Source organism: Haloferax marisrubri (genome assembly GCF_001469875.2).
GTDB classification, from domain to species: domain Archaea; phylum Halobacteriota; class Halobacteria; order Halobacteriales; family Haloferacaceae; genus Haloferax; species Haloferax marisrubri.
Window position 1 is genome coordinate 68,386 of record NZ_LOPW02000005.1, and the last position, 24,529, is coordinate 92,914.

23 protein-coding genes and 1 tRNA gene are annotated in these 24,529 nt (G+C 67.3%); 11 read left to right on the top strand and 13 right to left on the bottom strand.

What is annotated here, in order from left to right; genetic code table 11:
* Positions 1 to 55: 55 nt before the first annotated feature.
* The 3 genes from AUR65_RS04765 to glyA all read right to left on the bottom strand — a co-directional run bounded on the left by AUR65_RS04765 (position 56) and on the right by glyA (position 2,271).
* Entirely contained in the window at positions 56 to 625 is a 570-nt protein-coding gene (locus AUR65_RS04765; RefSeq protein ID WP_058568954.1) for a VIT1/CCC1 transporter family protein, read from the bottom strand.
* Entirely contained in the window at positions 625 to 924 is a 300-nt protein-coding gene (locus AUR65_RS04770; RefSeq protein ID WP_058568955.1) for a DUF211 domain-containing protein, read from the bottom strand. Before AUR65_RS04770 ends, AUR65_RS04765 begins: the two co-directional genes overlap by 1 nt.
* Positions 925 to 1,023: 99 nt before the next feature.
* A complete protein-coding gene (gene glyA, locus AUR65_RS04775; RefSeq protein WP_058568956.1) occupies positions 1,024 to 2,271 on the bottom strand; it encodes a serine hydroxymethyltransferase in 1,248 nt (415 codons plus the stop codon).
* 367 nt (positions 2,272 to 2,638) lie between these two features.
* Between glyA and tbsP the strand changes: the two genes are divergently transcribed.
* A complete protein-coding gene (gene tbsP / locus AUR65_RS04780; protein WP_058568957.1) occupies positions 2,639 to 3,466 on the top strand; it encodes a transcriptional regulator TbsP in 828 nt (275 codons plus the stop codon).
* Between the two features lie 49 nt (positions 3,467 to 3,515).
* Positions 3,516 to 5,204 carry a YcaO-like family protein gene (locus AUR65_RS04785; RefSeq protein WP_058568958.1) on the top strand — a complete coding sequence of 563 codons (1,689 nt, stop codon included), beginning with the start codon at positions 3,516 to 3,518 and terminating at the stop codon, positions 5,202 to 5,204.
* A 221-nt stretch (positions 5,205 to 5,425) separates the two neighbouring features.
* On the opposite strand, the gene AUR65_RS04790 is transcribed toward AUR65_RS04785, so the two are convergent.
* The 3 genes from AUR65_RS04790 to AUR65_RS04800 form a co-directional block, all read right to left on the bottom strand.
* Entirely contained in the window at positions 5,426 to 6,544 is a 1,119-nt protein-coding gene (locus tag AUR65_RS04790) for a DUF63 family protein (protein WP_199180569.1), read from the bottom strand.
* Between the two features lie 117 nt (positions 6,545 to 6,661).
* On the bottom strand, positions 6,662 to 7,132 hold the full coding sequence (locus AUR65_RS04795) for an Lrp/AsnC family transcriptional regulator (protein ID WP_004044674.1): 471 nt from the start codon (positions 7,130 to 7,132) through the stop codon (positions 6,662 to 6,664).
* Positions 7,133 to 7,244: 112 nt separating this feature from the next.
* Positions 7,245 to 8,042 carry an inositol monophosphatase family protein gene (locus AUR65_RS04800; RefSeq protein WP_058568960.1) on the bottom strand — a complete coding sequence of 266 codons (798 nt, stop codon included), beginning with the start codon at positions 8,040 to 8,042 and terminating at the stop codon, positions 7,245 to 7,247.
* 91 nt (positions 8,043 to 8,133) lie between these two features.
* Here AUR65_RS04800 and AUR65_RS04805 point away from each other — a divergent pair, with 91 nt between their 5' ends.
* Complete coding sequence (locus tag AUR65_RS04805) at positions 8,134 to 8,403, top strand: hypothetical protein (protein ID WP_058568961.1); 270 nt, start codon at positions 8,134 to 8,136, stop codon at positions 8,401 to 8,403.
* 805 nt (positions 8,404 to 9,208) lie between these two features.
* On the opposite strand, the gene AUR65_RS04810 is transcribed toward AUR65_RS04805, so the two are convergent.
* The 3 genes from AUR65_RS04810 to AUR65_RS04820 all read right to left on the bottom strand — a co-directional run bounded on the left by AUR65_RS04810 (position 9,209) and on the right by AUR65_RS04820 (position 10,255).
* Positions 9,209 to 9,292: transfer RNA gene (locus AUR65_RS04810), tRNA-Leu, on the bottom strand.
* 45 nt (positions 9,293 to 9,337) lie between these two features.
* The gene (locus AUR65_RS04815; protein ID WP_058568962.1) at positions 9,338 to 9,997 is read right to left on the bottom strand and encodes a sulfite exporter TauE/SafE family protein; all 660 of its coding nucleotides are present in this window, start codon (positions 9,995 to 9,997) and stop codon (positions 9,338 to 9,340) included.
* Between the two features lie 69 nt (positions 9,998 to 10,066).
* On the bottom strand, positions 10,067 to 10,255 hold the full coding sequence (locus tag AUR65_RS04820) for a hypothetical protein (protein WP_058568963.1): 189 nt from the start codon (positions 10,253 to 10,255) through the stop codon (positions 10,067 to 10,069).
* A gap of 89 nt (positions 10,256 to 10,344) precedes the next feature.
* Between AUR65_RS04820 and AUR65_RS04825 the strand changes: the two genes are divergently transcribed.
* Both AUR65_RS04825 and AUR65_RS04830 read left to right on the top strand, forming a co-directional pair.
* Positions 10,345 to 10,830: a DUF309 domain-containing protein gene (locus tag AUR65_RS04825; protein WP_058568964.1), complete on the top strand. Its 486-nt coding sequence runs from the start codon at positions 10,345 to 10,347 to the stop codon at positions 10,828 to 10,830.
* 119 nt (positions 10,831 to 10,949) lie between these two features.
* Positions 10,950 to 11,816, top strand: a complete 867-nt coding sequence (locus tag AUR65_RS04830; RefSeq protein ID WP_058568965.1) for a M14 family metallopeptidase — start codon at positions 10,950 to 10,952, stop codon at positions 11,814 to 11,816.
* A gap of 27 nt (positions 11,817 to 11,843) precedes the next feature.
* On the opposite strand, the gene AUR65_RS04835 is transcribed toward AUR65_RS04830, so the two are convergent.
* Genes AUR65_RS04835 through AUR65_RS04845 form a run of 3 tightly spaced genes read right to left on the bottom strand, consistent with a single transcriptional unit; the run spans position 11,844 to position 13,403 of the window.
* Entirely contained in the window at positions 11,844 to 12,515 is a 672-nt protein-coding gene (locus AUR65_RS04835; RefSeq protein WP_058568966.1) for an HAD family hydrolase, read from the bottom strand.
* 33 nt (positions 12,516 to 12,548) lie between these two features.
* Entirely contained in the window at positions 12,549 to 12,998 is a 450-nt protein-coding gene (locus AUR65_RS04840; protein WP_004061267.1) for a UPF0179 family protein, read from the bottom strand.
* A gap of 24 nt (positions 12,999 to 13,022) precedes the next feature.
* Complete coding sequence (locus tag AUR65_RS04845; RefSeq protein ID WP_058568967.1) at positions 13,023 to 13,403, bottom strand: DUF5820 family protein; 381 nt, start codon at positions 13,401 to 13,403, stop codon at positions 13,023 to 13,025.
* A 534-nt stretch (positions 13,404 to 13,937) separates the two neighbouring features.
* Here AUR65_RS04845 and AUR65_RS04850 point away from each other — a divergent pair.
* The 6 genes from AUR65_RS04850 (at position 13,938) to AUR65_RS04875 (ending at position 23,764) form a co-directional block, all read left to right on the top strand.
* Positions 13,938 to 16,010, top strand: coding sequence for a PrkA family serine protein kinase (locus tag AUR65_RS04850; RefSeq protein WP_058568968.1), 2,073 nt, complete (start codon positions 13,938 to 13,940; stop codon positions 16,008 to 16,010).
* Positions 16,007 to 18,286, top strand: coding sequence for a PrkA family serine protein kinase (locus AUR65_RS04855; RefSeq protein WP_394337334.1), 2,280 nt, complete (start codon positions 16,007 to 16,009; stop codon positions 18,284 to 18,286). Before AUR65_RS04850 ends, AUR65_RS04855 begins: the two co-directional genes overlap by 4 nt.
* Complete coding sequence (locus AUR65_RS04860) at positions 18,277 to 19,596, top strand: YeaH/YhbH family protein (protein ID WP_058568970.1); 1,320 nt, start codon at positions 18,277 to 18,279, stop codon at positions 19,594 to 19,596. The genes AUR65_RS04855 and AUR65_RS04860 overlap by 10 nt, the downstream gene beginning before the upstream one ends.
* Complete coding sequence (locus AUR65_RS04865) at positions 19,593 to 21,602, top strand: SpoVR family protein (protein WP_058568971.1); 2,010 nt, start codon at positions 19,593 to 19,595, stop codon at positions 21,600 to 21,602. The genes AUR65_RS04860 and AUR65_RS04865 overlap by 4 nt, the downstream gene beginning before the upstream one ends.
* An 8-nt stretch (positions 21,603 to 21,610) precedes the next feature.
* Positions 21,611 to 22,153 carry a DUF7344 domain-containing protein gene (locus tag AUR65_RS04870; protein ID WP_058568972.1) on the top strand — a complete coding sequence of 181 codons (543 nt, stop codon included), beginning with the start codon at positions 21,611 to 21,613 and terminating at the stop codon, positions 22,151 to 22,153.
* A gap of 90 nt (positions 22,154 to 22,243) precedes the next feature.
* A complete protein-coding gene (locus AUR65_RS04875) occupies positions 22,244 to 23,764 on the top strand; it encodes a DASH family cryptochrome (protein ID WP_058568973.1) in 1,521 nt (506 codons plus the stop codon).
* Positions 23,765 to 23,770: 6 nt separating this feature from the next.
* Here AUR65_RS04875 and AUR65_RS04880 read toward each other — a convergent pair whose 3' ends face one another.
* The gene (locus AUR65_RS04880) at positions 23,771 to 24,202 is read right to left on the bottom strand and encodes a disulfide bond formation protein B (protein ID WP_058568974.1); all 432 of its coding nucleotides are present in this window, start codon (positions 24,200 to 24,202) and stop codon (positions 23,771 to 23,773) included.
* Between the last annotated feature and the right edge of the window lie 327 nt (positions 24,203 to 24,529).

Here is a 24,529-nt window from a genome sequence, read left to right on the forward strand (position 1 = left end):
GTGCGTATTCTGGGCTTCAATGAGGTCAAAATATGCACGAATGTGGCTAAAATAATCACCCGAACAGCAGGTTCACGGCGGCCACCGCGACGCCCGCGAGCGCCATCCGCAGGCCGGCGACGTACCACCGCTGGTCCGATATCGACCCCATGTACGCGCCGAAGGAAAACAGGATGCCCGTCCCGAGGCCGACCGAGGCGAGCGTCGCCCACGTCATCGACAGCAGTCCGCCGACCGCGAGAAACGGGAGCAGCGGGACGACGATGCCGACCAACGGGCCGAGTCCGCTGGCGGCCGCGTTGATTCCCCGCGCCGCGACCTTGTCGCGTTCGACCGCGGTCCCGCCGAGGTCGGTCAGCATGGCCTCTTCGATGCGGCCCAGTTCGGCCCGCTTCTCGGCGCGCTCTATCTCCCAGACGCTCCAGACGCCGGAGGTGGTCAGCCCCACCGCCGCGCCGACGCCGATTTTCACGACCGTCAGCCCCTCCGTGACGCCGGTGAGGTACGCGCCGATGACGAGGCCGATGCAGGTCAGCGCCCCGTCGAAGCCGTTCGAGACGAAGTACCGGCGGGAGATGGCGCGGACGCGGTCGTCGCGCAGGAGCGCGCCGAGCCGACCGAACATCACGAGGCCGACGGGTCCTGCGGCTGGTTCCGGTACTCCACGAGTTCCTCGCCGGCGACGACTTCGTCGACGGAGTGGACCGTCCCGCCGAGGTCGCGGACGCGACGCTCGACCTCGTCGGCGTCGATGGCCTCGCCCTCCACGACGAGTCTGAGGTTCTGCACCTCGCGGTCGGTTTCGAGGAGCGTCGCGTTCACGCCGGCCACGCCGGCCGCGTCGGCGACCTCGCGGGCGACTTCCACCGTCGAGGGGCTGTGCGGTTTCAGCACGTCGAGAACGAGCCGACGAATCGGAGCCATATCGGACGGCGATACGGCGGCGCGGCTAATAGTGTTACTTGGGAGAGGGGTTCGAAAAACCGGACGACTCGGGCCGCGGCGGTCGCCCGCGAGCGTCGCTTACTCGTACAGCGGGTTCGCGTCGCAGAGTTCCTGCACGCGCTCGGAGACTTCCGCGAGCACGTCGTCGTCCTCGGGAGCGTCGACGACCTTCACGATGAGTTCGCCGACTTCACGAATCTCGTCTTCGCCGAAGCCGCGGGTGGTGAGCCCGGGCGTGCCGGCGCGGATACCGCTCGGGTTGAACGCCGAGCGCGTCTCGCCGGGGACGGTGTTCGCGTTGAGGACGATGCCCGTCGATTCGAGCGCCTCCTCGGCGGTGCCGCCGGTGAGGTCGGGGTGCGAGTCGCGGAGGTCGACGAGCACGAGGTGCGTGTCGGTGCCGCCGGAGACGACGCTGAGACCGTGGTCCTGGAACGTCTCGGCGAGGACCTTCGCGTTGTCGACGACCTGCTGGGCGTACTCCTCGAACTCGGGCTGAAGCGCCTCTTTGAAGCCGACCGCCTTGCCGGCGATGTTGTGCATGAGGGGACCGCCCTGCGCGCCGGGGAAGACGGCGGAGTCGATGTCGGAGGCGTACTCCTCGTCGCACATGATGATGCCGCCGCGGCCGGCGCGGATGGTCTTGTGGGTCGAGCCGGTGACGAAGTCGGCGACGCCGACCGGCGAGGGGTGGACGCCGGCGGCGACGAGGCCCGTGATGTGGGCGATGTCGGCGAGGTGGAGCGCGTCCACGTCGTCGGCGACCTCCTGAATCGTCTCCCACTCGACGGCGCGCGGGTACGCGGAGTAGCCGGAGACGATGATGTCCGGCTCGAACTCCGCGGCCTTCTCGGCGAGCTGGTCGTAGTCGATGTAGCCGCTTTCGGCGTCGACTTCGTACTGTTCGACGTCGTAGAGCTTGCCCGTGAAGTTCGCGGGGTGACCGTGGCTCAGGTGGCCGCCGTGGGTCAGGTCCAAAGAGAGAATCTTGTCGCCGGGTTCGAGCATGGCGAGGTAGACGCCCATGTTGGCCTGCGTGCCGGAGTGGGGCTGGACGTTGACGTGCTCCGCGCCCCAGAGTTCCTTGGCGCGTTCGACGGCGAGGTTCTCCACGTCGTCGGCGTACTCACAGCCAGCGTAGTAGCGCTTGCCGGGGTAGCCCTCGGCGTACTTGTTCGTCAGCGCGCTCCCCTGCGCTTCGAGGACCGCTTCGCTGACGTGGTTCTCCGAGGCGATCATCGCGAGCGTGTCGCGCTGGCGTTCGACCTCGCCGTCGAGGGCGTCTGCCACGGCGGGGTCGACGTCGCGGACGTGGCTGTAGTCCATACGTAGTATCCGGTCCAATTACGGCATAAATGTGTCCCATTTGGCTACGCCTGCCGGTGTTGTGTTGCACGCCCGTGTACATTCATGTGGCGTGCTACCGTGAACAGATACACGAACGCGCGGTATCGACCGCCTCCGACGTGTCTCCGAGCCGAACGGACCGCCGACGCCGACTCTCGCGGCCGGCAACTCCCGGACGGGCGGGCCGCTCGGTTCGCAACCGATTTTCCCACTCGTCGCTAGCGGTAAAATTTCTGAAACGTAATGCTCAATTCGCGCGATACAGCGTTGGTACAACTCGATTTCGAATACGTTCTGCCGGTCGTCTTGCGTTAATATTAAATATATTACTGGCGATATTCAAGCTATGGCTATTCGTTCTAATCTACTCGCTGAGGGGGTAGAAGACATCATCGAGTCCGTGCTCTCCTCGTCGGAAGACGAGGTGTTGGTCGCGAACCCGACAGCCGAGGTCATCGAGGGGCTCGTCGCCGTGGCGACAGACATCGACGGCGACCTGCCGGAAATCCGTCTCGTCGCCGACGAGGGCGTCCTGAAGGACGTGCTCGACGACTTCATCGTCGCCTCGAACGCCGCGAACCTCGTCGCCGACGGCGCGCTCTCGATGCGGACCGCCGCCGACGAAGTCGAGAACACGCTGTTCGTCACGCCGAACTCGGTCGTCGCGCTCGTCGCCGCCGGGGACAAGGTCGCCGGCCTCGTCACCGACGACGAGACGTTCGTCGAGACGGCGTTCGAGGCCCACCAGGCTCACTGGGAGGACGCCCCCGAGTTCAAGCTTCGGACCCCGCCGCTCTCGCGTGTCCGCGAGACGCTCGGCGAGGACATCGGCGAGGAGACGCTCGCCGACTTCGACGCCGTGCTCGCCTCGCTGTCGTCGGCTCGCGGCGACGGCGACGGTCTCGACGAGGTGACCATCTCGCTTCTCGTCGCCGCCCGCAACGAGGTCCTCCTCTACGATATCTCGAAGTGGGGCGAGGACGTGGGCATCGCCAGCAAGGCGACGTTCTCCCGGACGAAGACGAAGCTCGAAGAACTCGGCCTCATCGACACCGAGAAGGTCCCCATCGACGTCGGCCGCCCGCGGCTCCGCCTGAAACTCGGCGCGGACGAACTCGTCGCCGCCAGCGCGGACGAACTGGCCGACGAGGCCCAGAAACTGCTCGACGCGTAACCGACCGCGACCCCCTCGCTTTTTCCCTCCGCCTCTCTTCGTCGCGCGCATGAACATCGGACTCGTCGGGAGCGGTCCCGCCGCCGAGTCGATTCGCGCGGCGTGCGCCGATATCGACGCGACGGTCGCGGAGACGGCCCCCGACTCGCTCGGCTCGTTCGACCTCGGATTCGTCGTCGCCGCGGCCGGAAGCGACGCCTTCGAAGCGGCCGACGACGCCGCCTCGCGATGGCTCGCGGTCGAAATCGGCGGTGTCGGCGGACACGCCGTCCCCGACCTCGACGCGGCCGTGTCGGCGTTCGGCCCCGCCAGCGCCGACTTCACGGACCTCCGAGCGCGCGTCGCGTCCACCACGGAGTCGGAGGGTCGCCCCGGCGGCGACCGCGCCGCCGTTCGACTCGCCGGCGCGGTGGCCGGGCGACGCGGCATCGCGCTCCTCTCGGGCGACGACGTGGCCGGGACCGTCGTCGAAGTTCCGGGGCCCGAACGGTCGTTCCTCCCCGCGCCGTCGCCGACGGAGCGGGACCGAACCCTCGACCGCGACTTCCGCGCCGTGGAGTTAGACGACGCGCTCGCGCGGGCCGAGTCGGCCGTGGACGACCGCGTCGGCATCGTCACGCAGGTCGGCGAGCGCGAGTCGTTCCCGCTGCCGTACTACGTCGCGCAGACGGCGGACACGACGGTCTACGCCGACGCTCGGGCGGCCGAACTCGCCGGCGGTGCGGCCGCCGGCTGGGACGAGGCCTACATGAAGGCGCTCGGCGAGGCGCTCGAACGCTATTCGGCGGGCGTCTACCGAACCAGCGAGTTCGCCGTCGCGCCCGCGGCGTCCCGGCCGGCCGCGGTGCCGCCGAGTCGCTTCGTCAGACCCGACTCGTTCCGCGACCCCGACCCCGAAGAGCCGATTCAGTGGGTCGAAGGCGAGGACCTCGCCACCGGGGCGACCGTCTCGCTCCCGGCGGAGTTCGTCCACTACCCGCCGCCGTCGGAGCGACACAAACCGTCGATTACGACCGGGCTCGGTCTCGGCAACTCAGGGACCGAGGCGATTCTCTCGGGGCTCTACGAGGTCGTCGAGCGCGACGCGACGATGCTCGCGTGGTACTCGACGTTCGACCCGCTCGGACTGGACGTGACCGACGAGACGTTCGAGACGCTGGCGGCCCGCGCCCGCTCTGAGTCCCTAGAGGTGACTGCGCTCCTCGTGACGCAGGACGTGGACGTGCCGGTCGTGGCGGTGGCCGTCCACCGCGACGGTGAGTGGCCGAAGTTCGCCATGGGCTCCGGCGCGGACCTCGACGCGAACCGCGCCGCTCGCTCCGCGCTGGCCGAGGCGCTTCAGAACTGGACCGAACTGCGCGCCATGGGACCGGAACAGGCCGCGACGCAGGGCGGCGCGATTGCGACCTACGCCGACTTCCCGAAGCCGGCACGGACGTTCGTCTCGCCGGACGCGACTATCCCCGCGGACTCGGTCGGTCCCGACGAGCCTCCAGAGGGCGCGGCCGAACTCGACGCGGTCGTCTCGGCGGTCGCCGACGCCGGCCTCGACGCGTACGCGGCGCGGACCACCCCGCGCGACGTGGAGCGACTCGGCTTCGAGGCGGTCCGCGTGGTCGTTCCGGAGGCCCAGCCGCTGTTTATCGGCGAGCCGTACTTCGCCGACCGCGCCGAGTCGGTGCCGCGGGACCTCGGCTTCGAACCGCGGCTGGACCGCGAGTTCCACCCGTTCCCGTAGCTGGCGTGTCTCGTGGTTCGTGGGCGTCGTGGCTGACAGCCGGCACGGGCGGCCGCGTGGCAGGCGGGCCGAATCGAGTCCGCGCGCCGGTGTGCCGGACACCCGCGAGCCGCCGCGCGGCCTGCGTCACAGAATAGCGGCGTTGGCCGCGGCTCGGTACTTGAAGCTTCGTCGGGAGTGCGACCTGAAAAGCGGTCGGAGCGGAAGAGGCGGCGGGCCGGTTAGACGCCGAACGTCGCGCGGAGCATGTCACGGCTCCCCGGTCCGAGCCCGACCGCGAGAACGGCGATGAGAAGCAAGATTGCGTAGCGCGGGCTGTCCTCGAATATCTGCTCGTCGAACACCCAGACGACGGCCGTCGCGGCCACGAGCTTGACGAGCAGGAACGGCCACGCGTCGCCCGTGACGGCCAGCACCGACTCGGGGAGCGTGGAGGCCGTGAAGTCGACGACGGCCTGGTTCACCGGGTGCTTCGGGACGAGGTTGTTCCCCGCGCCGAGCGCGACCATCCAGTCGAGGCCGATGACGTTCGCCACGCCGTCGACGGCGTGGCCCCAGATGACGACGAGGCCGATGTACCCGGTCCCCTCGTTGACCTCGGGGGCGAAGCGCTCGACGAGCCACCACGTCGCCGCGGCGGTGAGCGTCGCGCCGACGAGGATGACGGCGAGCACCTGCGGGTAGAACGTCGCGCCCTGCGCGCCGGTGAGGCCGGCCCACAGGAGGTAGCCGAGCGTGACCGCGAGCACCGCGAGGCCGGCCCCGAACAGCGGCTTCACGTAGTCGTCGACGAGCCCCCGCCGCTCGGCGAGGACGCTCCCGACGACGGCGACGAGGGTGATTGCGAAGACGGTCACGTAGATGACCGGGCTGATGACGAGCGTGTTCAGCGGGTAGCTGATAAGCGCGTCGGCGACGCCGGGCGAGTCGTTAGCGTCCTCGACCACGCGGAACGCGCCGCCGAACAACATGAACGGGAAGAGCGCGTAGAAGAACCGCGGGCTCTCGCCGATGTCGAGACGGCGGAGGAGGAACACGACGCCCGAGAGGGCGATGACGAGCGTGACCATGTACCCGACCTCGGAGACGAGCGTGTAGCCGGGGTACGCGACGGGTTCGGCCGCGGCGGCGCAGGCCGACGCCGTGTCGAGATACTGCGTGACGCCGTTCGCCCGAACCGCGCAGACGGCCGAGTTCGCGTCGGCTTGGACGGGGCCCCAGAAGTAGTGCCAGATGAAGCCGTCGTAGACGACGCGAGGGAACGCGAGCGACCCGCCGACGAGGGCGACGAGGATGGCCACGACGCCGAGCCCCCAGAGGCGCTCGGAGTCGAGACCCATTCGCTCTGCTACCGTTGCCATAGCCGATACCCCGACGGCGGGCCTGTTTAGGGTTCCGGTCTCTCGCACTCCCCGCGCACGCCTCGGCGGGGCGAATCAGTTCCGCGACGGGCGGGCTCAGTCCTCGTCGTCCGGCTCGCGAATCGGCAACACCGGGTCGTCGTACTCCGTCCCGAGGATGACCATCGTCTGGGACCGAGAGAACCCGTCGAGTTCGGCGATGTGGTCGAACATGAGTTCGCGCAGGGCGTCGGTGTCCTCGGCGTACACCCGGAGCATCACGTCCCACTCGCCGGTGGTGAGGTTGATCTCTTGGACGCCGTCGATGTCGCGGAGCTGTTGGAGCGCCTCCTTCTCGCGGCCCTGCTTGACTCGGAAGCCGACCAGCGCGGAGGTACCCAGCCCGACTTGCCGCGGGTCGACGTGGGCGTGGTAGCCCTCGATGACGCCGGCGTCTTCCATCCGGCCGACCCGGTCGTGAACCGTCGCACTCGACATATCGATTCTGCGAGCGATTTCGCTGAACGGGGTCCGCGCGTCTTCCATCAGAATCCGGAGAATCGCCCGGTCCGTCGCGTCGAGGTCCATGCTATCCCTACTGATGGGGGGTAACTTCGCACTTGCGGATGGGGATGCGCCCGCGTCCGCGAGGGAGTGACGGCCCCGCCCGCGACCGTCAGACGACGCCGGGATCTCGGTTCTACCGTCCGTCGATTTCGCGGGCCGCCTCCAGCACGACGTCGTGGACGCGCCCGTTCGAGGCGACGAGACCCTCCGAGTCGTGCCGCCACTCGTTGCCGTCGAGGTCTGTGACCGTCCCGCCAGCCATCCGAATGAGGTGTACGCCGGCGACCGAGTCCCACGGGTTCGCCCGCTTGTTCGTGATGACGCCGTCGAGCGAGCCGTCGGCGACGTACGAGAGCACGACCTGCATGCTCCCGTAGCGACGGAGGTCGCCAAAGCGCGTGACGATGGCTCGGGCCGCGGCGGCGTACTCGTCGCGGGCGTCGTAATCCCACCAGAACGTCGGACAGACCGTACACGTCTCGGGGTCGTCGCGCTGGCTCACCGAGATTTCCTCGCCGTTTCGGTAGGCCGTCTCGTCGTCGGCCGCGTAGCAGTCGTCGAGCGCGGGGAGGTAGTTGGCCGCCGCGACCGGGTCGCCGTCGCGGACGGCGGCGACCGCGGTCGCCCACACCGGCACGTTGCGGACGAAGTTGTTCGTCCCGTCGATGGGGTCGACGACCCACGCCGGGCCCGTCTCGGGCACCGATTTGAGTTCGTCTTCCTCCTCGCCGACGATGGGGTCGTCGGGAAACGCCCCGCGGATTCGCTCGACGACGCGGCGCTGGGCGTCCTTGTCGGCCTGCGTGACCACGTCCGTCTTCCCGTCTTTCGTCTCGACGGCGATGCCGGTTCTGAAGGCGCGTCGCGCGACTGCGCCGCCGTCGCGGGCCGCGCGCTGTGCCCGGTCCGCCCGGGCGTCGAGTTCGTTCATGGGCGTGACAGGACCGGCAGGTGCCTATATCCACCGACCCGACGCCGACGCGGCCCGGTGGCTTATGTCGATGGACGGTTTACCTCGTGGCGTGTCAGACGCTATCGACCTCCCGGTGCGAGTCCGCGAGTCGCTCGCGGCGTCCTTCGACGACGCCAGAGCGGCGGTCAGAGCCGGCGACGCCGAAACCGCGCTGGAACACGTCGAGACGGCGTCCCGCGTGCTCGGCCACAAGGTGCCGCCGAGCCCGCTCAAGGAGAAACTGAAACACGGCGTGGCGGCCGTCGAGCGGACCGCGGCCGACGAACCGCTCGTCGCCTCGGAGTACCTCCGGCTGATGAGTCAGTTGGTCCGGCCATAGCGTCGTTGCCGGTTCGAGCCGGACTCGACGCGTCGTGAACTGCGCCGCACGAGACGGCCCGCCCGCTCGAAGGGCGAATAACGGAAAAGCCAGAACCCGCAATTAGAACCCGGACGGAAGACGTTTTCCACAGCCCTCACGACCGTTTTCGGCTTGCGCCGACTTCCCGAACTCCGATTCCTCGTGGTCCGGTACTTGGTCTTCCCGCCGCTCGCTCGCAGAGCGGTTACGGGGCTGCTTCGGTTCCTCTTCGGCACTTTGACCTCGTCTTCCTGTTACGAAAGACTCGGTGTTCGTGTCGATTCCATTCCTCCGCATCTTGCGATGCGTACCATCGTCGACGCCTTTCACGTCGCCCGACAGATTCGGTTTGGTCATCCGGTGCGTCCTTGCGCTTCCGGCAACACTACAGTAGGCTCGATAACATAATGAATGTTTCTGATAAATTCTGGACCGTCCGGGAAGACTGATAGTCAACTTGACCGACTGATGAGTCGAGCCCGTCGCCGAATGTCGCCCTCGGTCGGGACCTATCCGGCGGTTTTCACCGGAAACGTGGTCTGTTCATGATGAATTGTTCGGGATGTGTGTCGCGGCGCTGAAGCGGCGGTGCGACAGAGAACACGACGAGACCAGAAGCGAGCGCATCGGCGACAGCGCGGTCGGGTTTATATTGGATGGCGTGCCGTCTCGGCGTCCGTTTTCCCGCCCGCGGAACGGAGGGCTGAATCGCGGTCGCTTACGCTCCCTGACTCGAATCCCGCTGGACGAACGTGCCACTCGTCACGTTGTCTCTCGGGACAAGTGCGAGGGGAGGGATTTGAACCCACGGACCCCTACGGGAGCGGATCTTGAGTCCGCCGCTTTTTCCTGACTTAGCTACCCTCGCGCGTACTCAAGTACGACAGGGGGACCGCTAAAACGTTGCGAAACGTCAGACGAGGCCGCCGAACTGCTCAACGACGAGGAGGCCGCCGACGGCGATGCCGACGACGCCGGCCGCGGCGCGGAGGACGCGCGTGCCGCCGACCGCCATCGAGCGGCCCCAGAGGAACGAGACGGTCGCCATCGTGGCGATAGTGAGGAGGCTGAACGCCGCGAGGAACGCGACGGCCTGCCCCACCGCGGGCGCGGTCGAGACCATCGCGATGACGAGCGCGCCACTCCCGGCGAAGCCGTGGAGGACGCCGACCCCGAACGACTCGTCGTGGACGTGCGTGTGCTTGGTCCCGAACGCGACGCTTCCGAGCGAGAGGTGCCGGTGAACGCCGCTGTCGTGGTCGTGGCCGCGGAGCGTCGGCACCGACACGCCGGCGGCCCGGAGGAGCATCCGCGCGCCGAGGAGGACGAGAATCGCACCGACGACGACTTCGAAGAAGTGCGTCACCGACTCGGGCAGGCGGACGCCGAGCGCGACGAAGGTGAGACCGACGACGGCAATCGGAATCGAGTGTCCGACGCCCCACGAGGCGCCGACGATGCTCGGTCGGTCGTCGTCTTCGACCATCGTCGCGACGGCGGCGAGGTGGTCGGCTTCCAGCGCGTGCCGGACGCCGATGACCCCGCCGGCCACGAGTGCTGATGCGAGTGCCATACGCTCGAAAGGACCAAGCAGGGTAAATAGGTCAGGGGTCGCGGCGGGTAGTCGGAACCCGGACGGGACCTACTCCGGTCGCCACTCGCAGGACGCGCCGGTCGTCAGCCCCGCCGCGTCGATGTGCGACGAGAGGCACGCGTAGTTGCAGAACGCGCCCGCCGGCACGCGCTCGCCGGCTTCGAGTTCCGCCACGAAGACGGGGTCGTGACGCCGAACGTCGCTCCCGCAGTGGGTGGACTCTATCGTGTCCGGCATGTCTGACTGTTGGCGCGCCCGAGCGAAAAAGCCGCGCGACGGGTGTCGCCACCGATGGAGTTACCGGCCTTCCGGTCGCCCTGACTCACATGGACGAACACACCCGCGACCCGAGCGTTGCCCCGCCGCTCGGCAACCCCACGGGGTGGAACGACGACCTGCGGATGTGGGAGCACGCGACGCTCCGGCGGGCGGTCGAACACGGCGTCCGCCTGTTCAACGCCGGCGACTTCCACGAGAGCCACGACTGCTTCGAAGACGAGTGGTACAACTACGGCGCGGGGACCGCCGAAAGCGCCTTCCTCCACGGGATGGTGCAGGTCGCCGCCGGCGCGTACAAGCACTTCGACTTCGAGAACGACGCGGGGATGCGGTCGCTGTTCGAGACGGCGCTGGAGTACATCCGCGGCGTCCCGAGCGACTTCTACGGCGTCGACGTGGACGACGTGCGCGAGACGCTCCGGGCGGCGCTGGACGACCCGACGGCGCTCCACGACTGGCGAATCGAACTCGACGGCCACCGCGCGACCGCTTACCCCGCCGACTACGAGTACGTCGAGGGACTCGACCACTAACCGCGTCGGGGCGCGGTTCCCCGCCCTCCGAATCAGTAGTTCCCGCTGACACGTCAGCGAAAGCAGCGTGAACCGGGAGAATCTAAAAGTCCTTTAGCGTCCAGTTCTAGGAACCGGCAATGCGAATCTACGAACTCGGTGACGGCACGCCCGACGTGTCGGTCGTCGGGTCTATCCACGGCGACGAACCGTGCGGCGCTCGCGCCATCGAGCGGTTCGTCGCGGAGGACCCCGACGTCGAGCGCCCGGTGAAACTCATCGTCGCCAACGAGGAGGCGCTGGCGGCGGACGAGCGCTATCTCGACGAGGACCTCAACCGGGCGTTCCCCGGTGACCCCAACGCCGAGAGCCACGAGCGACGCCTCGCCCACGACCTCGGCCGCGAGGTCCGCGGGACCACCGCCTTCTCGCTTCACTCCACCCAGTCGTACGCCGAACCGTTCGCCATCGTTGACTCCGTCGACGCCATCTCCCGGTCGATTCTCCCCCGGCTCCCGGTCGACGTGGCCGTCGAGACGAACCACTTCGCGGAGGGCCGCCTCATCGAGCACGCCCACACCATCGAGGTCGAAGCCGGCCTCCAGAAGTCCGACGAAGCCGCCGACAACGCCTACTGGCTCATCCGGGCGTTCCTCACCGCGACCAACGTCCTCCCCGCGCCGGCCGTCGCGAGCGACGGGGGAAGCCAGACCGACGACCCCGAGGGAACCGACTCGCAGACCGAGGACGACCGCCTGAAACTCGGCATCCCCGAGGAGAACAGCCTCGACGTGTTCCGCCTGCTCGAACGGCTTCCCAAGCCACCGGCCGACCAGTACGAGGTCCACGCGACCAACTTTGAACCCGTCGCCGCCGGCGAGACGTTCGCCCGCGCCGACGCCGAGCAGTTCGTCGCCGACCGCGACTTCTACCCCATTCTCCTCTCCGCGTACGGCTACGCCGACATCTTCGGCTACGCCGGCGAGAAGGTCGGCACGCTCCCGTAGTCGGTCGGCTCTCTCGTTTCTCCCGCGCTACGCGCCGTCTTCACCGAGGATTCGAGCCACCGCGTCGGCGACCGATTCGACCGACGCCGGGTCGTCCGGGGCGTCGTCGGTTGGGTCGCCGTCGGGCCCCTCGCCGCCGACGTGGTACGCCTCCCACCCGGCGTTTCTCGCCCCGACCACGTCCTCGTCGTAGGTGTCGCCGACGTAGACGTAGTCGTCGGCCGGGAGGGCGGTCTCCGCGGCCTCGAAGATGCCCGAATCGGGCTTCCGCGAGGCGACCGCGGGGTCGTTCGACACGACGACGGCGTCGACGACGTCCGTGAGGTCGTGACGTTCGAATTTCGCCCGCTGGACCGCCGGCGCGCCGTTCGTGAGAATCCCGGTCGGTCGGCGGTCGGCGACGCGGACGAGCGCCTCGCGGGCCGACGCGGGAACCGTCGTGGCGGCGAGTTCGGCCGCCGCGTAGCGCGCCACGAGCGCCTCCGGGTCGTCGTCGATGTCGAACTCGTCGGTGAGCGCCTCGAAGCCGACCGCGTAGGGGTCAACTGCGAGGTCCTCGAAGGCGTCGAAGAAGACGGAGAGATACCGGTCGTAGGCACCTTCGGGAGCGTCCGGAACCGCCCGGTCGAAGATGGTCTCGAACTCGGCGGTGTAGCGGAGGAGCGTCAGGTCGAGGTCGAAGAAGACGGCGGTCGTCATGTCACAGCCAGCGGCCGGGGACCACAAAAACCCCTACTCGTCTGCGGGTTCGAACTCGACGAGCGTCAGGTTCCGGTCGAGGTGGCAGTGGTCGTGCGGCGGGTCGCCGAGCACGTCGTGGATGCGGTACTCCTGGTCGAACTCGGCGCCCTCGGGGACGCAGTACTCGTGGCTGGGGCACTCGGTGTGCGGGCAGGGGCCCTGCAGGCTGGCCTTGCTCCCGGCGTACGCGCCCTTCGAGGGGACGTTCGCCGTGACCGGGGCCGGTTCCACCTCGACGGCGCGGACGCCCTCGTCGTGGACGGCGCAGTCGAGGACCTGCGTGTTCTCGCGCACGTCGAGGACCCGATAGCGGACGCCCTCGGTGAGGTTGAGACACTGCCGGCGGTACGGACAGCCCTCACAGGCGCTCGATTCACCGTGGTAGACGAACTCGGTGCCGGGGTCGGTCAGGCGGGCACCGACGAGCGTAACGGAGGTCATAGCGGTGGTTCTCCTGCGAGGTGGTTAAGGCTCCCGCCCGGTCAGCTCGTCGAGCTTCTCGAAGTACTCCTCGCGGGGGACTTGGTAGGCGCTCCGGTAGTCTATCTCGCCGTCGGAAAAGCGCCCGGCGATGTCGGTCGCGCCCTCGACGGCCGCCTCGCGGGAGTCGAACTCCTCGACGACGGCTTCGATTTCGGGTTCGAGGTAGAGTACGGCGTGCCACGTCTCGGTGCGTATCTGCGTCGCCCCCGGTCGCTTCGCCCGCGACCCGTTCCACACGAAGACGGTCGGCATGCACTCGGCGGGAAAGGCGCTCTCGTTGAACACGTCCGGGCGAAACGCGAGGATGCGCCGCCCCTCGTGTTCGTCGTTCCAGAGGGTCCACCCGTCGGGCAGGTCGGTCATGGGCGTGCTAGTCCGCCGCGCGTCCTAAGCCTTCCCGCTTCCGCCGCTCCTGTCGGTCGCCGCGACGCCGACTCGACAGGGGCTGGTTTCCCCCTCGAAAGCGATCCGACGCAGACGACATGAATCCCAGCCGACCCGATTAACGGGACCGTCAACCGAATGAATCGCCGATTAAATCGACACACGTCGGCCAGTTGGAGGGTCACACGATGTGGTACGTATCTGGATTGGTCGGCGTTCGAGACAGTCATTTGACTACTTTCACAGAAAGCGTTATATGTTAACGTCTCTCATTGATTGGTAGTCTCGGTCCCCGGGCCGAGCGAGCCGTCGCGCATCGTCTGCAAATCGCCGATTCTGTCGCCCGTCGCCGACCCGTCGTAAGCGCGCAGCGGCGGCGACGCACTTTGACTCACCGCCCGCGGTCTGTCGCCGCGGGTCCGTGGCTCGTGGTGTGTCGTCTGCGACCCGCGAACGCGGGCGCGTCGCCCTCGGTCGTCTCCGGACGGCTGGTCCGACGAGGCTCCACGAACAATGACCGGCGAAATTGAAACACTCGCAGACCTGAGCAAGCACTACAAAGACTCCGTGCCCGCGGACCTCCGCGAGGCGAAGAGCTTCGAGTGGTACTTGGAAGAGGTCTACGCTCACCCAAAGATCGCTCGCAACGCCCACCAACGCGTGGCGGACATGTTCGACTTCTACGGCACCCGTTACGACGAGGACGCGGGCGTCGTGGAGTACCTCATGGCCTCCGAAGACCCCCTTCACGACGGTGAAAACGTCTTCTACGGCCGCGAAGTTCACGAGTCGATTCACGAGTTCGTCAACAAGGTGAAATCGGGGGCCCGCGGCCTCGGTCCCGAAAAACGCATCAAACTCCTCTTGGGCCCCGTCGGCTCCGGGAAGTCGCACTTCGACTGGATTTCCCGCCGCTACTTCGAGGACTACACCATGTCCGACGAGGGGCGGATGTACACCTTCCGGTGGACGAACCTCGGCGACGTCATCCGCGACCAGGACCCGTCCGACGACGTGGTCCAATCGCCGATGAATCAGGACCCGCTCGTGTTGCTCCCGCAGGAACAGCGCGACGTGGTCGTCGAGCAGTTGAACGAGAACCTCGACGCGCCCTACACCATCCGGAACGACCAGGCGTTAGACCCCGCCTCGGAGTTCTACATGGACCGACTGCTCGCCCACTACGACGACGACTTAGAGGAGGTCGTCGAGAACCACATCGAAATCATCCGGCTCGTCGCCTCCGAGAACAAACGCCAGTGCATCGAGACGTTCGAGCCGAAGGACAAGAAGAACCAAGACGAGACGGAACTCACCGGCGACGTCAACTACTCGAAACTCGCGGTGTACGGCGAGTCCGACCCGCGGGCGTTCGACTACGCCGGCGCGTTCTGTAACGCAAACCGCGGCATCTTCTCCGGCGAGGAACTGCTGAAGCTCCAGCGCGAGTTCCTCTACGACTTCCTGCACGCCTCGCAGGAACAGACAATCAAGCCGAAGAACAACCCCCGAATCGACATCGACCAGGTCATCGTCGGGCGGACGAACATGCCCGAATACCGCGAGAAGAAGGGCGACGAGAAGATGGAGGCGTTCAACGACCGGACCAAGCGCATCGACTTCCCGTACGTCCTCGAGTACGAACAGGAGGCCGAAATCTACCGGAAGATGCTCCGCAACGCCGACGTGCCCGACATCCACGTCGAGCCGCACACGCTGGAGATGTCCGGGCTGTTCGGCGTCCTGACGCGTATCGTCGAACCCGACTCCGACACCATCTCGCTCGTCCAGAAGGCGAAGGCCTACAACGGCGAGTTGGACGACGGCGACGACGTGGACGTGCGCAAACTCCGCGAGGAAGGCGAGAAGAAAGCGGACATCGCAGAGGGCATGGACGGCGTCTCCGCCCGGTTCATCGGCGACGAAATCGCCGAGGCCATCATGGACGCGACCCACCGCGGCCGCGGCTACCTCTCGCCGCTGTCCTCGTTCACCCACCTCGAAGAGAACCTCGAGAACCACGGGTCGATTCCCGAGGAGAACCTCGAACGCTACCACCGCTACCTCGAGATGGTCCGCGAGGAGTACAAAGAGCGCGCCATCGAGGACGTGCGCCACGCCCTCGCCTACGACATCGACGAGATTCGCCGGCAGGGCGAGAAGTACATGGACCACGTCATGGCCTACATCGACGACGCGACGGTCGAAGACGAACTGACGGGCCGCGACCAGGACCCCGACGAGAAGTTCCTCCGCGCGGTCGAGGAGAAACTCAACATCCCCGAGGACCGCAAGGACGACTTCCGACAGGAGGTCTCCAACTGGGTCTCCCGGCGCGCCCGCGAGGGCACGTCGTTCAACCCGCAGGACAACGACCGCCTCCGCCGCGCCCTCGAACGCAAGCTCTGGGAGGACAAGAAACACAACATCAACTTCTCGGCGCTCGTGAGCGCGAACGAGCTTGACGACGACGAACGCAACGCGTGGATCGACGCGCTCGTCGACCAGGGCTACTCGCGCGACGGCGCACGGGAGGTGCTCGAGTTCGCCGGTGCGGAGGTGGCGAAGACCGAACTCGAAGGGTGACCATGCGAGACTACATCCGCGAGGCGGACGAGGCGCTCCGCGGCACCTACGAGGAGCCGATGAGCCTCGGCGAGTACGTCGATGCCGCGTTCGAGTCGCCGTCTATCGCCTCCCACGCGTCGAAGTACCTCCTGGAAGCCATCGAGTCGATGGGGACCAGACAGGTGGTCGAACAGGGCGAGGAGAAAGAGCGCTACCGCTTTTTCGACGACCCCGCCAACGACGGCGAGCACGCGGTCCTCGGCAACACGGAAGTGCTGAACGCCTTCGTCGACGACCTGCGGACCATCGCCGCCGACCGCGGCAAGGCCGAGAAAATCGTCTGGTTCGACGGCCCGACGGCCACCGGGAAATCCGAGTTGAAACGCTGTCTCATCAACGGCCTTCGGGAGTACTCGAAGACCGACGCGGGGCGGCGCTACACCGTCGAGTGGAACGTCGCCAACGCCGACGACACCCGCGGGCTGTCCTACGGCGGCGAGGTCGACGCCGCCGACGAGGACTGGTACGAGAGTCCGGTCCAGTCGCACCCGCTTTCGGTGTTCCCCGCGGAGGTCCGCAAGCGACTGCTCGCCGACCTCAACAGCAGGAACGGCGACCACATCCCCGTCGACGTCGACGAGGACCTCGACCCGTTCTGTCTGGAGGCGTACACCTACCTCGAAGAGGAGTTCCGCCGAGCAGGCAAAAGCGACCTCTTCAGCGCCGTCACCGACCCGAAACACCTCCGGGTGAAGAACTACGTCGTCGACGTCGGCCGCGGCGTCGGCGTCCTCCACTCGGAGGACGACGGCTCGCCCAAGGAGCGACTGGTCGGGTCGTGGATGCCGAGCATGCTCCGCGAACTGAACTCCCGCGGGCGGAAGAACCCGCAGGCGTTCAGCTACGACGGGGTGCTGTCGCAGGGCAACGGCCTCCTCACCATCGTCGAGGACGCCACCCAGCACGCCGACCTGCTCCAGAAGCTCCTGAACGTCCCCGACGAGGGGCACGTCAAACTGGACAAGGGAATCGGGATGGACATCGACACCCAGCTCGTCATCATCTCGAACCCGGACCTCGACGCCGAACTCGACAAGTACGCCGACAGGAACGGCCGCGACCCGCTGAAGGCGCTCAAGCGCCGGCTCAACAAACACGAGTTCCGCTACCTGACGAACCTCTCGCTCGAGGCCGAACTCATCCGCCGAGAGCTGACCAACGAGACGAGCGTCTGGACGGACGACCCCGAGACGATGGCCGAACGCGTCGCCGAGGCCATCTCGTTGGACGTGCGCGAGGGGCCGGGCGAAGTCCGCACCCGCGAACTCGCCCCCCACGCGGTCGAGGCCGCGGCGCTCTACAGCGTCGTGACCCGCCTCGACGGTGACGACGTGCCGCGCGACCCGGACATCGAGTTCAACCTCGTGGACAAGGCGCTGTTGTTCGACCGCGGCTACCTGCAGGTCGGCGACCAGCGCCGCGAGGTGTCCGCGTTCGAGTTCATCGGCGACTCCGAGGGGACCCACGGGATTCCCGTGACGTTCACCCGCGACGTCATCGCCGACCTGCTTCACGACCGCATCGACCGCAGACACCCCGACCTCGACGTGTCGTCGGTGGTGATGCCGACCGACGTGCTCGACGAGATGGTCGCCGAACTCTCGGACGCCCCCGTGTTCTCGCGGGCGGAGTCCTCGGAGTACGAGGGCCGCATCGCAATCGTCAAAGCGTACATCTTCGACCAGCAGGAGGCGGACGTGCTCGACGCGCTCCTCGCCGACAAGGGCGTCGAGCGCGAGACGGTCGAGGAGTACGTCGAACACGTCTACGCGTGGGCGTCCGACGGGCAGATAGAGACCGAGCGCGGGCCGGTCGACCCCGACCCGCTTCTCATGAAACTGTTCGAGACCGAGCACCTCGGCCGCTTCTCGCCGGACGACTACGAGGGCAACGAGCCCTCCGAGTCGGTCGAGAACTTCCGCAACGAGAAGGTCATCACCGCGCTCAACCGCTACGCGTGGGAGAACCGCGACGAGGGCTTTACCGTCTCCGACGTGGACCTCACCGAGATTCCGGTCATCCGGACGGTGCTCGAAACCCACGACTGGGAGGACGTGCGCCGACTGTTCACCGACCTCGACCCCCGTCAGTGGGACGACCCGCCGGCGAACACCGAGACGGCGCGGGTGAAAGCCCGCACCATCGACGAACTGGTCGACCGCGGTTACACCGCCGCGTCGGCCGAACTGACCAGCCGTGCCGTGATGAAGGAGGTGAGCCACACATGGGACTGAGAGACGACCTCGAACGATTCCGCGAAGTGGGCGAAGAGCGCCGCGAAGACCTCAAGGAGTTCATCTCCTACGGCGACCTCGGCGCGTCCGGCTCGAAAGACATCAAGATACCCATCAAGGTCGTGGACCTGCCGGAGTTCAAGTACGACCGCCTCGACATGGGCGGCGTCGGACAGGGCAAAGGCGGCACGCCCGACGTGGGCCAGCCGCTCGGGCAGCCACAGCCCGGTGACGGCGAGGGCGAAGAGGGCGAACCCGGCGAGGAGGGGGCCGAACACGAGTACTACGAGATGGACCCCGAGCAGTTCGCCGAGGCGTTGGACGAGGAACTCGGCCTCGAACTCGAACCGAAGGGTAAGGAGGTCATCGAGGAGGTCGAAGGCGACTTCACCGACATCACCCGGAGCGGCCCCCACAGCACCCTCGACTTCGAGCGCCTGTTCAAGGAGGGCCTGAAGCGAAAGCTCGCGATGGACTTCGACGAGGAGTTCGTCCGCGAGGCGATGAAAGTCGACGGCACCTCGGCCCGCGAGGTGTTCCGGTGGTGCCGCGAGCAAAACATCCTCGTCTCGATGGCGTGGATCGAAGACGAGTGGAACCGCATCCCGGACGACGAACGCGGGACGTGGGCCTCCTTCGAGGAGATGGAAGAGAGCGTCGACCGGACGACGGCCATCCAGCGCATCCGCCGCGAGGGGCTCCGCGAGATTCCGTTCCGCCGCGAGGACGAGCGCTACCGCCACCCCGAAGTCATCGAAAAGAAGCAGTCGAACGTCGTGGTCGTCAACATCCGCGACGTGTCGGGGTCGATGCGGGAGACGAAACGCGAACTCGTCGAGCGCACCTTCACCCCGCTCGACTGGTATCTCACGGGCAAGTACGACCACGCCGAGTTCGTCTACATCGCCCACGACGCGGAGGCGTGGGAGGTCGAACGCGACGAGTTCTTCGGCATCCGCTCCGGCGGCGGGACGCGCATCTCGTCGGCCTACGAACTGGCGAAGGAGGTCCTCGACGAGCGCTACCCGTGGCGCGAGTGGAACCGCTACGTCTTCGCCGCGGGCGACTCCGAGAACTCCTCGAACGACACCAAAGAGCGGGTCGTCCCGCTCATGCAGGAGATAGACGCGAACCTCCACGCCTACGTGGAGACCCAGCCCGGCGGGACCGCCATCAACGCCACGCACGCAGAGGAGGTCGAACGGAGCCTCGGCGAGCAGGGTAACGTCGTGGTCGCGTACGTCTCGGAGCCCGACGACGTCATCGACGCCATCTACACCATCCTCAGCACGGAGGCGACAGCAGAATGAGTTTCAGACGACACCGCAGAGACGCACAGCGCGAGGCCGCCAGACTCGACGAGCCCGTCCGGGAGGCCGGCGCGCTCGCGAAGAAGCTCGGACTCGACCCCTACCCGGTGAACTACTGGGTGGTCAACTACGACGAGATGAACCAGCTCATCGCCTACGGCGGCTTCCAAGAGCGATATCCGCACTGGCGGTGGGGGATGACCTACGACCGCCAGCGGAAGACCGACCAGTTCGGCATGGGCAAGGCGTTCGAAATCGTCAACAACGACGACCCGGCGAACGCCTTCCTCCAGGAGTCGAACTCGCTGGCCGACCAGAAGGCCGTCATCACGCACGTCGAGGCCCACTCGGACTTCTTCAAGAACAACCAGTGGTTCGGGCTGTTCTCCGACGAGGGGCAGTTCGCGGCCGCCGCGATGCTCGAACGCCACGCCCAGACCATCGACCGGTACGTGCAGAACCCGGAAATCAGCCGGGACGACGTGGAGAAGTTCATCGACGCGGTCCTCTGTCTGGAAGACACCATCGACCAGCACCGGACCATCCGCGAGGCCGCCGCCGACGAGGACGGCCGCATCCCCAGTGACATCCGCGCCCAGTTGGACAGCCTCGACATCTCCGACGACGTGCGCCGCGAGGTGTTCGACGACGCGTGGCTCGAAGAGGTCGAGGAGGCCGAACGCGAGGCCGCGAAGCTCACGGACCCCCGGAAGGACGTGCTCGCGTACGTCCGCGAACACGGCATGCGGTACGACGAGGAGACGGGCAAGGCCGAAGAGATGGAGCCGTGGCAGAAGGACGTCCTCGACATGCTCCGCGAGGAGGCGTACTACTTCGCCGCCCAGAAGATGACGAAAGTGATGAACGAGGGCTGGGCGGCCTACTGGGAGTCGCTCATGATGGGCGACGAGCGCTTCGCGGGCACGGACGAGTTCATCACCTACGCCGACCACCAGTCGCGCGTCCTCGGGTCGCCCGGGCTCAACCCCTACAAGCTCGGCAAGGAGCTGTGGGAGTACATCGAGAACTCGACGAACCGCGCGGAGGTCGCCGACAAACTCCTGCGCGTGAAGGGCGTCACGTGGCGCAACTTCCACGAGACGGTCGACTTCGACGAGGTACAGGAACTCCTCCGGGCGGACCCCGCTATCGACGGGGTCAGCGCCGACTCCCTCGACGAACTGTCCGAACTCGGCCCCGACGACCCCAGAGTCGACCACGAGACGCTCGACAGGGCGCTGTCGGGCGACGAGTCGCTCGACCTCGAGGCGTACCCGTGGAAGCTCCTCACCTACGAGGGGCTCGCCGAGCGACACTACTCGCTCGTCAAAGCGCAGAACCGCGGGTTCCTCAGCCGGATTCGGCGCTCCGAGCTCGAACAGCTCTCGCGGTACATGTTCGACGACGAGGTGTACGACAGCGTCGAGGCGGCCGTCGCCGACGTGGACAAGACCGCCGGCTGGGACCGGATGCGCGAGATTCGCGAGAGCCACAACGACGTGACGTTCCTCGACGCGTTCCTCACCGAGGAGTTCGTCCGCGCGAACCACTACTTCGCCTACGAGTACTCCCAGTCGTCCCAGCAGTTCCGCGTCTCCTCGTCGGAGTACCGGGACGTGAAAAAGAAGCTCCTGTTCCAGTTCACCAACTTCGGAAAGCCGACCATCGCGGTGTACGACGGGAACTTCGACAACCGCGGGGAGCTCCTCTTGGGCCACCAGTACAACGGCGTCATCCTCGACATGAAGCAGGCCAAGGGCGTCTTGGAGCGCGTCTATCACCTGTGGGGCCGCCCGGTGAACCTGATGACCATCACGAAGGAGTTCGACGAACACGAGGTCGAAGTCGCCCGGCGGCGGGGCCGCGAGCCGACGCCCGAAGAGCGAGCCATTCGGATTCGATACGACGGAGAGTCGTTCGAGGAACACGACCTCGACGCCGAACTGGAAGCCCGCATCGCGGCCGGCGAGGTCGACTACGACACGAAGCCCGATGACTGGCTCTGAACGGGGCGATGGCCGAACCTGACCCGCCGACCGTGTCCGAGGGGTCGGCCGACGACTCGCTCGACGAGGCCGACATCCACGACGTGCTCAGAAACGAGCGGCGGCGGCTCGCGCTCGAACGACTTCGCGACAGGGACGGGCCGGAGTCGGTCGGTGACCTCGCGGAGCACATCGCCGAGATAGAGTCCGGCGAGTCGCCGCCCCCGAAGAACGTTCGTCAGAGCGTCTACATCTCGCTGCACCAGACTCACCTGCCCAAACTCGATTCGCTCCGTATCGTCGCGTACGACTCGCGGGCGAAGACCGTCTCGCTCGGGTCGAGCGCCGCCGAACTCGACCACTTCTTGGCCGACGACGACCCGACGCAGGCTCCCCTCGCACTCCTGACGCTCGCGACCTGTCTGGCCGGACTCGCGCTCCTCTTCGCCGGCTGGATGGGCGTCCCCGTCATCGACCGCGTGGACCCGCGACTCGTCGCCGGACTCGCGCTCACCGTCGTCGCCGTCGTCGCCGGTGCGGAACTCCGCTTGCAGACGCGAAGCCGGACGTAGGTCGGGCGGAGCAACCGCGGGACGCCCTATTGTGTCAGCACCGAATCCGCCGTTCGACTCAAGTCACCCCCATCCTAAGCGCCGCCGACGATGTCCGAGCCAACTTCGCTCGCGTGGTTCCGCCGCGACCTCCGCCTGCACGACAACGAGGCGCTCGCGGCCGCCTGCGACGCCGACCGCGTGGTTCCCGTCTACTGTCTCGACCCCCGCGAGTACGGCGACCGACCGTTCGGCGGGTCCGACTCCTTCGACTTCGAGAAGACCGGCGCGCACCGCGCTCGCTTCCGCCTCGAATCGCTGTCCGACCTGCGGTCGTCGCTCCGAGACCGCGGGAGCGACCTCGTCGTCCGCGAGGGCCGTCCCGAGTCCGTCCTCCCCGAGGTGGCCGACGCCGTCGACGCCGACTTCGTGACGGTCCACACCCACCCGACGCCCGAGGAGTCGAGCGTCGAAGCGGCGGTCGAGCGGGCGCTTGGAGACGGCGGCGTCGAACTCCGGCGCTTCTGGGGCCACACGCTCACCCACCTCGACGACCTCCCGATGGCGCTCTCGGAACTCCCGGACACGTACACGACGTTCCGGAAGGCGGTCGAATCGGCCGCCGAAGACACCGACGAGAGCGACGGAGGCGCGGGCGACGAGTCCACGGACGCCGGCGACCCCGCCGGTCGCGACCCGCTTCCCGAACCGACTGTCCCGCCGCTCCCCGGGGACGCGCCCGCCGCGGGCGACCTCCCCGCGGTCTCCGACCTCGTCGGGAACTCGGTCGCCGAGTCCCGGAGCGCCCCAGACGAACGCGGTGTCCTCCCCTTCGACGGCGGCGAGACGGCCGCGCTCGACCGCGTGGAGTCGTACATCTGGGCGGGCGACCACCTCCGGGAGTACAAGGAGACGCGAAACGGACTGCTCGGAGCCGACTACTCCTCGAAGCTCTCGCCGTGGCTGAACGAGGGCTGTCTCTCCCCGCGGTACGTCAAGGCCGAGGTGGACCGCTACGAGGACCGGCGGGTCGCAAACGACTCGACGTACTGGCTCGTCTTCGAACTCCGCTGGCGCGACTTCTTCCAGTTCCAGTTCGCCAAACACGGGAGCGACTTCTTCCGCCGCGAGGGCATCCGAGAGCGGACCGACATCGACTGGCGAAGCGACGACGCGCAGTTCGAGCGCTGGGCGGCGGGGGAAACGGGCGTCCCCTTCGTCGACGCGAACATGCGAGAGTTGAACGCGACCGGCTACATGTCGAACCGCGGGCGGCAGAACGCCGCGTCGTTCCTCGCCAACGACCTCAGACTGGACTGGCGACGCGGCGCGGCCTACTTCGAGACGCGACTCGTCGATTACGACCCCGCGTCGAACTACGGCAACTGGGCCTACATCGCGGGCGTCGGCAACGACTCGCGGGACCGCTCGTTCGACGTGCGCTGGCAGGCGAACCGCTACGACGAGGACGCCGAGTACGTGAAAACGTGGCTCCCCGAACTCGACGCCTTGCCCGCCGAGTACGCCCACGAACCGTGGGAACTCAGCGAGGACGAACAGGCGACCTACGGGGTCGAATTGGGCGTGGACTACCCCGAACCGATGGTCGACCTCGACGATTCGAGCGAGTAACCGCGGTCACATCCCCCACGCGTCGTCGGCCGACCCGCCGAGGCGGGCGGCGGCGACCGCGAGGAGCGTCACGAGCGCGAACCCGATGAACGCGAGTCGCGGAATCGTCAGGAGACCGCCGAGCATGGGGTACTGGATAGACGTACACGGGCCGCCGACGGTGCAAATCGCACCCGGGGCGACCTGCAGATACGAGTGGTAGCCCGAGAGTGCGAGCCCGCCCACCGAGAGGGGAAGCACCGTCTTCCAGACGCCGGGCCGGTCCTCGACCGCGGCGACCCCGAGCACCACGACGAGCGGGTACATCAGGATGCGCTGATACCAACAGAGGTCGCAGGGCGTCAGTCCGAGGCCGAGGCTGAAGTAGAGGCTCCCGCTCGTCGCGGCGAGGGCGACGAGGGTTCCGGCGGCGAGCACGGCGCGCGTCGTGTCCGACATGGTCAGGCGCTCCCGAGGGTGTTTCTCGCCGGGGTCGGCTCCGGGGCCGACTGCTGTCGCTCCGCGCGCGGTTCGCCACCGTCTCGTCGGGTCGGGTCGCGTATCATCGCTTGTTGGACGTGGAGCCACGATAGACGCCGGTGTACCTCAAGGCATCGGCTCGACGGTCGAGTCAGACGAGCGCAGTCGCTCAGAAGCGTCGGATGCGCGGAGTGACCCCCGCCCGTCAGGGGACGACCGACGGGCGAATCTTCGTGGGTCGCTCGGTCACGGGATGTGCACCGAACCAGTGCGATTTGATTGCCGCGGTATGGTGTTATCAATGTT